Source organism: Streptomyces sp. NPDC044061 (assembly GCF_056434305.1).
On record NZ_JBWKFL010000014.1, the window covers coordinates 1 to 14,253 of the forward strand.

The 14,253-nt window shown below is 72.5% G+C and carries 13 protein-coding genes and 1 pseudogene; all 14 read left to right on the forward strand.

Translation table 11 applies throughout. The features are described 5' to 3' along the window. Positions 1-480, forward strand: a 480-nt coding sequence (locus tag AC07CM_RS23040; RefSeq protein WP_478878320.1) for an acyl-CoA carboxylase biotin carboxyl carrier protein subunit, incomplete at its 5' end; no start/stop codon positions are given. Then, on the forward strand, positions 477-1,307 hold the full coding sequence (locus AC07CM_RS23045) for a thioesterase II family protein (protein ID WP_478878321.1): 831 nt from the start codon (positions 477-479) through the stop codon (positions 1,305-1,307). The genes AC07CM_RS23040 and AC07CM_RS23045, both read left to right, overlap by 4 nt. Then, positions 1,304-2,686: a carotenoid oxygenase family protein gene (locus AC07CM_RS23050; RefSeq protein WP_478878322.1), complete on the forward strand. Its 1,383-nt coding sequence runs from the start codon at positions 1,304-1,306 to the stop codon at positions 2,684-2,686. The genes AC07CM_RS23045 and AC07CM_RS23050 overlap by 4 nt, the downstream gene beginning before the upstream one ends. Positions 2,687-2,711: 25 nt before the next feature. Next, positions 2,712-4,055, forward strand: a pseudogene (locus AC07CM_RS23055) (aldehyde dehydrogenase family protein); the annotation flags it as partial. Positions 4,056-4,127: 72 nt separating this feature from the next. After that, positions 4,128-5,267, forward strand: coding sequence for a glycosyltransferase (locus tag AC07CM_RS23060; protein WP_478878552.1), 1,140 nt, complete (start codon positions 4,128-4,130; stop codon positions 5,265-5,267). Positions 5,268-5,296: 29 nt separating this feature from the next. Beyond that, the gene (locus AC07CM_RS23065; protein WP_478878323.1) at positions 5,297-6,364 is read left to right on the forward strand and encodes a glucose-1-phosphate thymidylyltransferase; all 1,068 of its coding nucleotides are present in this window, start codon (positions 5,297-5,299) and stop codon (positions 6,362-6,364) included. Continuing rightward, complete coding sequence (gene rfbB / locus AC07CM_RS23070) at positions 6,361-7,347, forward strand: dTDP-glucose 4,6-dehydratase (RefSeq protein ID WP_478878324.1); 987 nt, start codon at positions 6,361-6,363, stop codon at positions 7,345-7,347. The genes AC07CM_RS23065 and rfbB overlap by 4 nt, the downstream gene beginning before the upstream one ends. Positions 7,348-7,392: 45 nt before the next feature. Beyond that, positions 7,393-8,157, forward strand: coding sequence for an NAD-dependent epimerase/dehydratase family protein (locus tag AC07CM_RS23075; protein WP_478878325.1), 765 nt, complete (start codon positions 7,393-7,395; stop codon positions 8,155-8,157). Positions 8,158-8,204: 47 nt separating this feature from the next. Next, positions 8,205-9,620 carry an NDP-hexose 2,3-dehydratase family protein gene (locus AC07CM_RS23080; protein WP_478878326.1) on the forward strand — a complete coding sequence of 472 codons (1,416 nt, stop codon included), beginning with the start codon at positions 8,205-8,207 and terminating at the stop codon, positions 9,618-9,620. After that, entirely contained in the window at positions 9,621-10,577 is a 957-nt protein-coding gene (locus AC07CM_RS23085; RefSeq protein WP_478878327.1) for a Gfo/Idh/MocA family protein, read from the forward strand. 42 nt (positions 10,578-10,619) lie between these two features. Continuing rightward, positions 10,620-11,252 carry a DsbA family oxidoreductase gene (locus AC07CM_RS23090; protein WP_478878328.1) on the forward strand — a complete coding sequence of 211 codons (633 nt, stop codon included), beginning with the start codon at positions 10,620-10,622 and terminating at the stop codon, positions 11,250-11,252. 439 nt (positions 11,253-11,691) lie between these two features. After that, on the forward strand, positions 11,692-13,167 hold the full coding sequence (locus AC07CM_RS23095; protein WP_478878553.1) for an FAD-dependent monooxygenase: 1,476 nt from the start codon (positions 11,692-11,694) through the stop codon (positions 13,165-13,167). Positions 13,168-13,215: 48 nt separating this feature from the next. Further along, positions 13,216-13,875: a TetR/AcrR family transcriptional regulator gene (locus AC07CM_RS23100; RefSeq protein WP_478878329.1), complete on the forward strand. Its 660-nt coding sequence runs from the start codon at positions 13,216-13,218 to the stop codon at positions 13,873-13,875. Between the two features lie 19 nt (positions 13,876-13,894). Next, on the forward strand, positions 13,895-14,224 hold the full coding sequence (locus AC07CM_RS23105; RefSeq protein WP_478878330.1) for a TcmI family type II polyketide cyclase: 330 nt from the start codon (positions 13,895-13,897) through the stop codon (positions 14,222-14,224). The last annotated feature ends 29 nt before the right edge of the window (positions 14,225-14,253 follow it).

The following is a 14,253-nucleotide window of genomic DNA, read 5'->3' on the forward strand; positions in this document are numbered from 1 at the left end:
GGCTCCGAGGACCCCTTCACGGTCCACACCCGGTGGATCGAGACCGAGTTCGTCAACGAGATCAAGCCGTTCGCGGCCCCGGCCGATGCCGAGGCGGAGGAGGAGACGGGCCGCGAGACGGTCGTCGTCGAGGTCGGCGGCAAGCGCCTGGAGGTCTCCCTGCCTTCCTCGCTGGGCATGTCCCTGGCCCGTACCGGCCTCGCGGCCGGTGCCAAGCCCAAGCGCCGCGCGGCCAAGAAGTCCGGCCCGGTGGCCTCCGGCGACACCCTCGCCTCCCCGATGCAGGGCACCATCGTGAAGGTCGCCGTCGAGGAGGGCCAGGAGGTCAAGGAGGGCGACCTGGTGGTCGTCCTGGAGGCCATGAAGATGGAGCAGCCCCTCAACGCCCACAAGGCGGGCACCATCAAGGGCCTCAACTTCGAGGTCGGCGCCTCCGTCACCTCCGGCGCCGCGATCTGCGAGATCAAGGACGGGTCGTGAGCCGCGGCACCGGCCGTACCGACGCGGCGGCGCCGGGCTGGACGGTGCGGATGCGCCGGACGGACCGTCCGGCCACCCGCCGACTGCTCGTCCTCCCCCACGCCGGGGCGGGACCGGGCACGTACGCACGCCTGCTCGACGGCCTGCCGCCCGACGTGGAACTGCTGGGGGTCACCCTCCCCGGCCGCGAGCACCGCACCGCCGAGCCGCCCGGCACCACCCTCGCCGCGACCGTGTCCGGGGTCCTCGGTGAGCTCGGGCGCCGCGAGCCGCTGCCCACCGTCTACTACGGGCACAGCATGGGCGCGCTGCTGGCCGCCGCGACCGCTCGTGCCGACCCCGCCCGGTGCCGTGCCCTGGTGCTCACCGCGGGGGTGCCGGAGGCCGAGGCCCTGGACCTGCCCGTGGCGCTGGACAGTCCGGAAGGGCTGGAGCTGATGTTCGCCCGGCACCGGGTGCCGATGCGGGCGCTCGACACGGACCTGGCCCGTACCCCCGAGGAGCACCGCCTCGCGCACGACCTGGTCCTGGCCCGGGAGGCCCTGCTCGCCGTCGGCGGGCTGCGGCTCGCCTGCCCGGTCACGGCGATCGGCGGCCGTGACGACCAACTGGCGCCGGCCGCCGCGGTTCCGGGCTGGCGGCGGTACACCACCGGGCCGTTCCGCCACGCGACCGTGAAGGGCGCCCATTTCTTCCCGTTCCTGCCCACCAGCGGACGCACCGTGCTGGCCGCGATCAGCGAGGCGCTGGAACCGGCCCTCCTCGGCGCGGGGCCCGCCGAACCCGCCGGCGCCGTCCGGACCACCCCGACAGGAGCCATTGGATGACCACCCCGGCCAAGGAGCCCTTCCGCGGCGCGCTGAGCCCGGTGACCGAAGAGGTCACCGCCTTCGACCTGCCCGTCACCGGCACCCTGCCACCCGAGCTCACCGGCCGTTTCCTGCGCAACGGGCCCAACCCGCTGGTTCCCGACGAGCCCCGCAACCACCTGTTCCGGGGCGAGGGCATGGTGCACGGTGTGCGCCTGCGCGACGGCAGGGCCGAGTGGTACCGCAACCGCTGGGTGCGCTCCGCCGCGGTCTCGCGCGCCCTCGGCGAACGCAGGCGGCGCGGTGCTGCCGTCGCCCGCGCCGACATCTCGCCCAACACGCATGTCGTCGGGCACGCAGGCCGGATCCTCGCCCTCATCGAGTCGGGGTTCCGCCCGTACGAGCTGAGCCAGGAGCTGGAGACCTACGGCGCCTGCGACTTCGACGGGTCGCTGCCCGCCGGCTTCACCGCGCATCCCAAGCTGGATCCGGAGACCGGTGAGCTGCACGCCGTGGCGCACGCCACCCGGTTCCCCTTCGTGCAGCACCTCGTCGTCTCGCCGTCCGGGCTCGTCACCAGCGTGGTGAACGTCCCGGCGCCGCACCGCCCGGTGATGCACGATTTCGGCCTGACCCGGCGCTACGTGGTCCTGTACGACCTGCCGGTGGTCAACAGCCTGGCGGCCGCAGCGGCCGGGGAGCCGATGGTCTACGACTGGGACGACACCCGGCCGGCGCGGATCGGACTGCTGCCGCGGGGCGGCACCGAGGTGCGGTGGTACGACATCGAGCCGTGCTGGGTCTTCCACACGCTCAACGCCTACGACGACGGCGACCGCGTCGTGATCGATGTGATCCGCTATCCGCGGATGTTCGACGGCCTCCGGCTGGACGGCAACTCCCTTCCGACGCTGGACCGTTGGGTGGTCGACACGGTTTCCGGGAAGGTCACCGAGACCCGGCTGGACGACCGTCCGCAGGAGTTTCCGGGCGTCTCCCCGGACCGGGTCTCGCGGCCGCACCGCTACGGCTACGCCGCCACCGTCCCCGATCTGCACGACTACTTCGGCCCGCACGCGTACGGGAGTGACGCGCAGGCCGCCGGACCGGTCGCCGACGACACCCTGCTCAAGCACGACTTCACCACCGGCAGCACCGAGGTGCGGTCCTTCCGCCGCGGCCACTACACGGCCGAGCCGGTCTTCGTACCGGCGGCGTCCGCGCGCGGCGAGGACGACGGCTGGCTGCTCACCTACGTGTACGACCCCGAGCGGGGCGCCTCCGACCTGGTGGTGCTCTCCGCCGAGGACTTCACCGGCGCGCCCGTCGCGACCGTCCACCTGCCCGCCCGGGTGCCGCTCGGCTTCCACGGCAGCTGGATCCCCGACGAGGCCTGACCGGACCGCCCGAACCGAACCGACCGCAGGAGCCGCGTTGTCCGATCCGACCGACGCCCCCGCCGCCGTCGTCTCCGCCGTGCGGGCCGCCTTCACCACGGGCCGTACCAGGCCCGCCGACTGGCGTGTCCGGCAGCTCACCGCCCTGCGCGCCCTGCTGGACGGCAACCGCCCGGAACTCGCCGACGCGCTCCACCAGGACCTGGGCAAGACCCGAACGGAAGCCCTCGCCGTCGAGGTCGACTTCGTCATCCGGGAGATCGACCTCCTGCTCGGTCATCTCGACACCTGGATGCGGCCGCGACCGGTGACGGTGAGCGGCTGCCCGACCGGTTCGGCGGCGGAGCTGCACCGCGAACCGCTGGGTGTGGTCCTGGTCATCGCGCCGTGGAACTATCCGGTTCAGCTCGCCCTGCTCCCGCTGGCCGGGGCGCTGGCCGCCGGCAACGCGGCGGTGGTCAAACCGAGCGAGCTGGCCCCGGCGTCGTCCGCGCTGCTGGCCCGGCTGCTGCCGCGCCATCTGGACCCGCAGGCCGTCGCCGTGGTGGAGGGCGGCCCGAAGACGGCCCAAGAGCTGCTCGCCGAGCGGTTCGACCACGTCTTCTACACGGGCAGCACGGCCGTGGGCCGCATCGTCATGCGGGCCGCGGCCGAGCACCTCACCCCGGTGACGCTGGAACTCGGCGGAAAGTCCCCCGTCTTCGTCGACCGGGACGCGCCACTCGGGCACACCGCCAAGCGGCTGGTGCGCGCGAAGTTCACCAACGCGGGGCAGGCGTGCGTCGCCCCCGACTACGTCCTCACCGATCCCGCCACGGCCCGGGCGCTCGAACCGGAGCTGGTCCGGGCGCTGCAACGGCTCTACGGGCCGGACCCGTCGACGGCGCCCGGCTACGGGCGCATCGTCAGCACCCGTCACTTCGACCGGCTCACGGGGCTGCTGGGCGCGGGGCGGACCGTCGTCGGCGGCACCGGTGACCGGGTCTCCCGGTACCTGGCCCCGACCGTGCTGGCGGAGGTGCCGGCCGACGCCCCGGTGATGCAGGAGGAGGTGTTCGGGCCGGTGCTCCCCGTCACGGAGGTGGCCGGCCTGGACGAGGCCATCGCCTTCATCAACGGGCGGGAGCGTCCGCTGGCCGTCTACGCCTTCACCGGCAACGACGTCACCCGTCGGCGCCTGGCGGCGGAGACCACCTCCGGAGCCGTGGTGTTCGGCATGCCCGCGGTGCAGGTGATGGCCCCGGAGCTGCCGTTCGGCGGGGTCGGCGCGAGCGGCACCGGTGCCTACCGGGGTCTGCACTCGCTGGCCGCCTTCAGCCATGACAAGCCGGTGCTGGACGTGCCGTTCCGCGCCGCGCCCCGGCGCTGAGCAGCGCCCCGGCCGACGCCCGCAACCGCCCCACACCCGCATTCCCCTCGTGAGGAGACAGACCGCGTGAAGATGCTGTTCGTGGCCGCCGGCAGCCCGGCGACCGTGTTCGCCCTGGCACCCCTGGCCACCGCCGCGCGCAACGCCGGACACCAGGTGGTGATGGCCGCCAACGGGGACATGATGCCGGTCGTCGCATCCATGGGCCTGCCCGCCACCGAGACCACCGATCTGCCCATCAAGGAGTTCATCACCAAGGGCCGGGACGGGAAGCCCGTGGCGATTCCCTCCGGCCCGGGCGAGGAGGCGCACTTCACCGGCAGCTGGTTCGCCCGCATGGCCCTGGCGGGACTGCCACCGCTCGAGGAACTGGCCGAGCGCTGGCGGCCGGACGTGATCGTCGGCGGCACCCTCAGCTATGTGGCGCCGCTGCTCGCGGCCCGGTTGGGTATCCCCCACGTCCGCCAGACCTGGGACGCCATCGACGCGGACGACATCCACGACGGCGCCCGGACCGAGCTCGCCCCGGACCTGCCCGCACTGGGCCTGGACCGGATGCCCGAGCCCGACCTGCTCATCGACATCTGCCCGCCGAGCCTGCGGCCCGCCCAGGCCGCCCCGGCCCTGCCGATGCGGCACATTTCGGCGGTCCGGCACGACGGTCCGCTGGAGCCGTGGATGTACACCCGGGGCGAGCGCCCCCGCATCTGCGTCACCTCCGGCAGCCGTGTCGCGAAGAACAGCTATGACGAGAACTTCGCCTTCCTGCGCACCCTTGCCCGCGATCTGGCCGCGTGGGACGCCGAACTGGTCGTCGCGGCCCCCGAGGCGGTCGCCGAGACCCTGCGTCCCGAACTGCCCGGGGCACGCGTGGGCTGGATGCCTCTGGACGTGGTCGCCCCCACCTGCGACCTGATGGTGCACCACGGCGGTGGCGTCACCACCCTGTCCGGTCTGGCCGCCGGTGTTCCACAGCTGTTGATCCCCAAGGGCGCGGTGCTGCGCACGCCCGCGCGCCGCGTCGCCGACCAGGGAGCGGCGATCACGCTGCTGCCCGGCGAGGACACCCCCGAGGCCGTCGCGACGGCCTGCCGCGACCTGCTGGAGAAGCCCGGCCATCGGCAGCGGGCGGGCGAACTGGCCGCGGAGATCACCCGGATGCCGGCGCCGCCACAGCTGGTCCCCGTACTCGAACAGCTCGCACGCAATTGACCCCTTCGCCAACCGAAAGGACCTCTCCCATGAAGGCACTGGTGCTGTCAGGAGGGTCGGGCACCCGTCTGCGCCCCTTCAGCTACTCGATGCCCAAACAGCTCATCCCCGTCGCCAACACGCCCGTCCTCGTCCATGTCCTGCGCAACATCCAGGAACTGGGCGTCAAGGAGATCGGCGTGGTGGTCGGCGACCGCGGTGCCGAGATCGAGGCGGCGATCGGTGACGGTTCGCGCTTCGGGGCGCGGGTGACGTACCTGCGGCAGGACGCCCCGCGGGGCCTTGCCGACACCGTCGCCGTGGCCCGCGACTTCCTCGGGGACGACGACTTCGTGATGTACCTGGGCGACATCATGCTGCCCGACGGCATCGCCGATGCGGCTGCCGAGTTCAACGCCCGCCGCCCCGCCGCCCAGGTGCTGGTCCACAAGGTCGCCGATCCGCGGGCCTTCGGCGTGGTGGAACTCGGGCCGGACGGCGAGGTGCTGCGGCTGGTGGAGAAGCCCGAACACCCCCGCAGTGATCTCGCCCTGTGCGGGGTGTACTTCTTCACCTCCGCCGTGCACGAGGCCGTGGCCACGATCGCCCCGAGTCCCCGCGGCGAACTCGAGATCACCGACGCGGTGCAGTGGCTGCTGACCCATGGCGCCGACGTCCGGGCCCACCGGTACGACGGCTACTGGAAGGACACCGGCCGGGTGGAGGACGTCCTGGAGTGCAACCGGCACCTCCTCGACCGGGCGGCCCGCTCCGTGTCGGGCGAGGTCGACCAGGACAGCGAACTGGTGGGGGAGGTGGTGGTGGAGCCGGGGGCGCGGATCGTCCGCTCCCGCATCACCGGACCCGTGATCGTGGGTGCCGGCTCGGTCGTCCGGGACAGCCGTCTCGGCCCGTACACCTCGGTGGGCCGTGACTGCGTGGTGACCGCCAGCCGCCTGGAGGACTCCATCGCCCTCGACGGCTCCTCGGTCACCGGCATCGACGGGCTGCGCCACTCCCTCATCGGGCGGTCCGCCTCCGTGGGTGCCGTCCGCGAGGACGGCGACCACGTCCGGCTCGTCGTCGGCGACCACACGCAGGTGGAGGTGGCGGCGTGAGGATCCTGGTCACGGGCGCCGCGGGCTTCATCGGTTCCCATTTCGCGCGCAGCCTGCTGGACAACCACTATCCGCAGTGGACGGACGTCCGGGTCACCGCCCTGGACAAGCTCACCTATGCCGGGAACCGCGACAACCTGCCGGCCGCCCATCCCCGGCTGGAGTTCGTCCACGGGGACATCAACGACCGGGCTCTGCTGGACGAGCTGCTGCCCGGCCACGATGCCGTGGTCCACTTCGCCGCCGAGTCGCACGTGGACCGTTCCCTGGACGGCGCGGGCGACTTCTTCCGGACGAACGTGTGCGGGACGCAGACCCTGTTCGACGCGGTCCTGGCCGCCGGGACACCCCGTGTCGTCCATGTGTCCACCGACGAGGTGTACGGCTCGCTGGCCGAGGGCTCATGGACGGAGGAGAGCCCGCTGCTGCCGAACTCGCCCTACGCCGCGTCCAAGGCCTCCTCCGACCTGGTGGCCCGGGCGTACTGGCGCAGCCACGGGCTGAACGTGTCCGTCACGCGGTGCTCCAACAACTACGGGCCGTACCAGCACCCGGAGAAGCTGATACCGCTGTTCGTCACCAACCTGCTGGAGGGACGGCACGTCCCCCTGTACGGCGACGGCCGCAACGTCCGCGAATGGCTGCACGTCGACGACCACTGCCGGGCCATCGCCCTCGTCCTGGACGGCGGGCGGCCCGGTGCGGTCTACAACATCGGCGGCGGCAACGAGCACACCAACCTCGAAATCACCGGGCGGCTGCTGGAGCTGCTCGGCGCGGGGGAGGAGAAGGTGCTGCGGGTGCCCGACCGCAAGGCGCACGACCTGCGCTACTCCATCGACGACACCAGGATCCGCGAGGAACTGGGATACGCCCCGCGGATCGGCTTCGAGCAGGGCCTCGCCGACACCGTCGCCTGGTACACCGACCACCCGAACTGGTGGAAACCGGTGAAGCACCCGGTGGGCGGTTCCGTCCGCTGACCCCCATCCCCGCATCCGCCCGTACCGACCGAACAGGACCACGGCATGCACATCGTGGGGAACGGCTTCCTCGCACGGAACCTGCGGCCCCTCGCCGGCCGCCACCCCGACACCGTCGCCCTCGCCGCAGGCGTCTCCTGGGCCAGCGGCACCCTCGAGAAGGATTTCGCACGCGAGCGGGAGCTCCTCGCCGACACCGCCCGGCGCTGCGTCGGCACCGGCCGGCGGCTGCTGTTCTTCTCGACGGCCTCCGCGGGTCTGTACGGCCCCCTCGACGGCCCGGCCCGTGAGGACGGTCCCGTCATCCCCGCCACCCCCTACGGCGCGCACAAGCTCGCCCAGGAGGAGCTGCTGCGGGCCAGCGGCGCGGACCACCTGATCCTGCGCCTCAGCCATCTCGTCGGCCCGGGTCAGCCCGAGCACCAGCTCCTGCCGACCCTGGTGCGGAGTCTGCGCGAGGGCACCGTACGGATCCACCGAGGCGCCACCAGGGACCTCATCGCGGTCGCCGACGTGGTCGACGTCATCGACCGCCTGCTGGCGCTTCCGCTGCGGTCCGGCACGGTCAACGTCGCCTCCGGCACGGCGGTCCCCGTCGAGGAGATCGCCGGGCACCTGCGCCGCCGAATGGGCGTCCCGGCAGTCACCGAGTACGTGGACGCCGGTCCGGTCCACCCGCACACCGTGTCCATCGAGAAGTTGCGCGCCCTCGTCCCCGGGACCGCCCCCCTGGGCCTGGACCCCGACTACCCACGCCGGCTCCTGGACGGCTACCTCGCCGAGGCGGAGCCGTGGCCGGCCCGCCTCTGACCCGCGCTCGCCGCCCTCGCCGCCCCGAGACCAAGGAGACACACGCGATGTCCCTCACGTCGCTCCACCCCGCCCCCACCGTGCTCAGGCCACGTCAGAACGCGGACCTCGGCGCCCGCCTCGCCACCTCCGCCGCGGCCGTCGACGGCGTCCACCCGACCGCGGACATCGTCGGCTGGCTGGCCGAACGGAGCAGCGCCCACACCTTCCGCGTCGACCGCATTCCCTTCGCCGCGCTGGACGGCTGGTCGTTCGAACCCGGCACCGGCAACCTGAGGCACCACACCGGCCGGTTCTTCACCGTGGAGGGGCTGCACGTCCGGCAGGAGGGAGAGCCGCTCGGTGACGGCCCCGCCGCCGCCTGGCACCAGCCCATCATCGTCCAGCCCGAAGTCGGCATCCTGGGCATCCTCGCCAAGGAGTTCGACGGGGTACTGCACTTCCTGATGCAGGCGAAGATGGAGCCGGGCAACCCCAATCTCCTGCAGCTGTCCCCGACCGTGCAGGCGACCCGCAGCAACTACACGGGTGCCCACCGCGGCGCAGCCGTTAGGTATCTGGAGCACTTCCGGGGGCCCCTGCGCGGACGGGTGCTCGCCGACTCGCTGCAGTCCGAGCACGGCTCGTGGTTCTACCGGAAGTCCAACCGCAACATGGTGGTCGAGGCGACGGGCGACATCCCGCCGCACGAGGACTTCCGCTGGATGACGCTCGGCCAGATCAACGCGCTGCTCCACCACGACAACACGGTCAACATGGACTCCCGCACCGTGCTGTCCTGCCTGCCCCCGGCCGGCGGCCCGCTGCCCCACGCCGTGCTCGGCGACACCGAGCTGCTCTCCTGGATCACCGGCGAACGCTCCCGGCACCATGTGCGCGCCCTGCGCGTTCCGCTCGCCGGACTGCCCGGCTGGACCACGGACGAGCACGCCATCAGCCACGACGCGCAGCGCTACTTCCAGGTCATCGCGGTCGCCGTGCGGGCGGGCAACCGCGAGGTCTCCGGTTGGACCCAGCCGTTGATCGCCCCCGTGGGCCTCAGTGTCGCGGCCTTCCTGCGGAGGGAGTTCGGGGGCGTGCCCCATCTGCTGGTGCACGCCCGGGTCGAGGGCGGCTTCCTCGACACCGTCGAACTCGGACCGACGGTCCAGTGCACCCCCGGCAACCACGCCCACCTGGACCCGGAGCAGCGCCCCCGCTTCCTCGACGCCGTGCTCGAAGCCCCCGCGGAGGCCGTACGGTACGAGGCCGTCCACGCGGAGGAGGGCGGCCGCTTCTACCACGCCGAGGCCCGCTACCTGATCGTCGACGCCGACGAGGACACGGCGCCCGCCGACCCGCCGCCCGGCTACGCCTGGGTCACGCCCGCCCAGCTGTCCGCCCTGGCACGGCACGGCCACTACCTCAACGTCCAGGCACGCACCCTGCTCGCCTGCCTCAACGCCCTGCCCGGGGCACGGTAGATGACCGACGTCGTACGGATCGGCGTGCTGGGCTGTGCCGACATCGCGGTACGCCGGATGCTGCCCGGGTTCGCCGCGCATCCGGGTACCCGGATCGCGGCCGTCGCCAGCCGCGATCCGGCCAAGGCCCGCCGGACGGCCGCCCGCTTCGGCGGCCGTCCCGTGCACGGCTACGCCGAACTCCTCGCCAGGGACGACGTCGACGCCGTCTACGTCCCGCTGCCCGCCGCCCTGCACGCCGACTGGACCCGCGCCGCCCTGGACGCGGGCAAGCACGTCCTGGTGGAGAAGCCCCTCGCCCAGGACGCGGCCACGGCCGCCGGTCTGTGCGCCCGGGCGCACACGGCCCGACTGGCCCTCGTCGAGAACGTCCTGTTCGTCCACCACCCGCAGCATGCGGCGGTGCGGCGGCTGGTCGCCGACGGCGCGATCGGCGAACTCCGCTCGCTGGAAGCGGCGTTCGCCGTCCCCGCGCCGGGTGAGGGCGACATCCGCTACGACCCGGAGCTGGGCGGCGGCGCCCTGGCCGACATCGGCCTGTACCCGGTCCGCGCCGCCCTGCACCTCCTCGGCGGCGGGCTGCGGGTCGCCGGTGCGCATCTCTCCGCAGGCCTCGGCCGACGCGTGGAGACCTCCGGTGCCGCACTGCTGCGCACCCCGCACGGCGTCGCCGCCCAGCTGCAGTTCGGGATGGCGCATGCCTACCGTTCGGAGTACCAGCTGTGGGGTAGTGAAGGGAGTGTCCGGGTGCAGCGGGCCTTCACTCCGCCCGCCGACCACGTGCCCGACGTCGTCCTCGTGCGGGACGGCCGTACCGAGCGGATCCGGCTGGACCCGTTCGACCAGGTCGCGGCGGCGGTCTCGGCCTTCGCCGCAGCCGTGCGGGAGGCCGCCGCACCCGACGAGGACATGATCGCGCAGGCCGCGTTGCTGGACGCGGTCCGCACCTCGGCGTGACCCACGCCGAAGACGAGACACACACCCTGAGGAGAACCGGACATGGAGCAGCAGACCGCGGTGCGGGCGGAGATCGTGGTGGACGTTATCTGCGCCCACTCGTACATCGGCTGGACCCGGTACGCCCGGGCCGCCGCCCGCCTGCGCGAGGAGGGCGTGGACGTCCGGCTGGACATCCTGCCCTTCGAGCTGGCACCCGGCGCGCCGACCACCGGCAGCCCGCTGCTGGAGGTGCTGCGCCGCGTCTTCGGCGAGCACGCGGTGACCGATGCCCTGGCGCTCGCCGAGCGGGCCGCCGACGAGGGCCTGCGTCTCGACTACGAACGGGCCGTGGCCACCGGCACCTTCGAGGCGCACCGGCTGATCCTGCTGGCCGGCCGCCAGGGTCGCGCCGAAGAGATGACGGAGCGGCTGTTCCGTGCCCACTTCACCGACGGCCTGCACATCGGTGACCCCGAGGTGCTGGCCCGCCTGGCCGCCGAGGTGGGCGTCCGCACCGACGACGAGGCGTCCGCCGGCAGCGCCGAGGAGCTGAAGCAGCGCCTGGAGTACGTCCGCGGCCAGGGCGTGCGGGGCGTTCCCGTGTTCGTCGTCGACGGGGTGCCGCCGATGACCGGCGCGCAGTCCGAGGCCGCCCTCTACGGGGCCCTGCGCTCCGGTGCGGCCCTCGGATAGCCCGGCCCGGACTCGCTGCACGGCACACCTGACACCCAGGCTCACACCCCCCGCGCCCGTTCCCGGGCGGGGGGTGTTTTGCATTCACCTGATGTTCGTCTCACCCTTCTCTGTCGGCCCTGCGAATGCCTGACGAAACATTGCGCAGACCTGAAGGTGCGCGCATTGAAACCGCGTCCGATTCCGAAGAAGCTGATGTCTAGCCTCGCAATCCTTGGCGCGATCGACGCTCGGTTTCTCGCCCGCCATGTTGCCCGGACACCGTCCGTCGGCCTGTTCCGCGGCGCCTCGTCCGCTGCGCGCCGGAACGACTTCTCTTTCTGACTTCGCAATTCCCATCAACAGCTTTCGCATCTCGTCCGCGGGCGCGCCCGCAGGTTCGTCCACACACTGATGCGCTGACTCGGAAGGAATCCCTTACATGGCCGAGGAGAGGAACCTGGACGCCGAAGTGATCGTCGTTGGCGCGGGACCGGCCGGACTCACGCTCGCCGCGGAACTGCGGCTCGCGGGGGTCGACGTCATCGTCCTCGAACGCCTCGACGAGCGCACCGGCGAATCCCGGGGCCTGGGTTTCACCGCGCGGACCATGGAGGTCTTCGACCAGCGGGGAATCCTGTCCCGGTTCGGTGAGGTCGAGACCAGCACGCAGGGCCACTTCGGCGGCCTGCCCGTCGACTTCGGTGTGCTCGAGGGGGCCTGGCAGGCCGCCAAGACCGTGCCGCAGTCCGTCACCGAGACCCATCTGGAGGAGTGGGCCACCAGCCTCGGCGCGGACCTCCGCCGCAGCCACGAGCTGCTCTCCCTCGACGAGGACGAGGACGGCGTCACGGTCGAGGTCCGCGGCCCCGAGGGCACCCACACGCTGCGCACCGCCTACCTGGTCGGCTGCGACGGCGGGCGCAGCACGGTACGCAAGTCCGCGGGCTTCGACTTCCCCGGCACCCCCGCGACGATGGAGATGTTCCTCGCCGACCTGAAGGGCGTCGAGCTCCAGCCGCGCATGATCGGCGAGACCCTGCCCGGCGGCATGGTCATGGTCGGCCCACTGCCCGGCGGCATCACCCGGATCATCGTCTGCGAGCGCGGCACCCCGCCCCGGCGGCGCGACACCCCGCCGCCCTTCACGGAGGTCGCCGACGCCTGGAAGCGGCTGACCGGCGAGGACATCTCGCACGCCGAACCGGTGTGGGTCAGCTCGTTCGGCGACGCGACCCGCCAGGTCACCGAGTACCGCCGCGGACGGGTCATCCTCGCGGGCGACTCCGCGCACACCCACCTGCCGGCCGGCGGACAGGGCATGAACACCAGCATCCAGGACGCCGTGAACCTCGGCTGGAAGCTCGCCGCAACCGTCAAGGACCGGGCCCCGCGGGACCTGCTGGACACCTACCACAGCGAGCGGCACGCAGTGGGCCGGCGGCTGCTGATGAACACCCGTGCCCAGGGCCTGCTCTTCCTCAGCGGCCCCGAGATCCAGCCGCTGCGCGACGTGTTCAGCGAACTCATCCGGTTCGAGGACGTCAGCCGGCACCTCGCCGCCATGGTCAGCGGCCTGGAGATCTCGTACGACGTGGGCAGCGGCACCCACCCGCTGCTCGGCAGGCGCATGCCGCACCTCGACCTGACCGTCGGCGACCGCCGGACCAGCAGCACCGAGCTGCTGCACTCCGCCCGTGGCGTGCTCCTGGACCTCGCGGACAACCCGAAGCTGCGTGCCCGGGCCGCCGCCTGGTCCGACCGGGTGGACGTGGTCACCGGCCTGCCGGCGGCCGTCTCCGAGGCCGGCGGGCTGCGCGGCACCACGGCCGTACTGATCCGCCCCGACGGCTACGTCGCCTGGGCCGCGCCCGGCACCCACCACGACCTGCCCATGGCGCTGGAGCGCTGGTTCGGCCGGCCCCGGTCGGCGTGACCGGCCGTGCACGGGCAATCGGACCGTACATCGACCCAAGGAGCACCCATGGCCACGCCGGCAGCAACGATCACCCGCGTCCAGGCGGGTTCGGCGGAGGAGCGGCGGGACGTCGTACAGGCGGCCCGTGACGTCTTCGCCCGCGAGGGCTGGACGCACACCACTGCCGAGGACATCGCCGCCCGGGCGGGCGTCGCACCGGAGACGGTCGAGCACTACTTCCGGGACAAGGAGCGGCTGCTGCTGTCCGTCCTGCTGGAGAGCGCCGCCCAGGTCGCCGCCGCGCTGACCGTCGCAGCCGAGGAACACCTGGTCGAGGTCACCGACCTGGAGCGGGACCTCGCCGCGCTCGGTCGCGCCTGGCTCGCGCCGCTGACGGACTTCCCCGAGCACTTCGCCATCATCCGGCACATCGGTGCCGAGATCGGCCGGTTGCCCGCCGGGCTGCTGGAGATGTGGCAGAGCGCGGGACCCCGGCAGGCCCGGCGGGAGCTGGGACGCCGGCTCGAACGCCTCGCGGAGCTGGGGCTGCTGGACATCACCGACGCCGACCACGCCGCCGAGCGGTTCATCCAGCTGGTCACGGGCGGGGTCGTCCAGCGCTCCTTCCACGGAGCGTGCCCGCTCCCGGAGTTCGAGACCGACACGCTCGTCGGCCGCGGAGTGGCCGACTTCATCCGCCTGTTCAGCCCCGCAGCTCCCCGTTGAACCACGAAAGAGAGACGAGATGCACAGCACCCTGATCGTGGCCCGGATGGACCTCGCCTCGAGCGCGGACGTCGCCCGGCTCTTCACGGAGTTCGACCGGACCGAAATGCCGCACCGTATGGGCACCCGACGCCGCCAGCTCTTCGCATACCAGGGCCTGTATTTCCATCTGCAGGACTTCGACGCGGACAACGGCGGTGAACTCATCGAGGAAGCCAAGACCGACCCGCGGTTCGTTCAGATCAGCCAGGATCTCAAGCCGTTCATCGAGGCCTACGACCCGAAGACCTGGCGTTCCCCGGCCGATGCCATGGCCACACGTTTCTACGACTGGACGGCTTCTCGGTGAATCCGTCGTACGCCGATATGAGGGGAGGC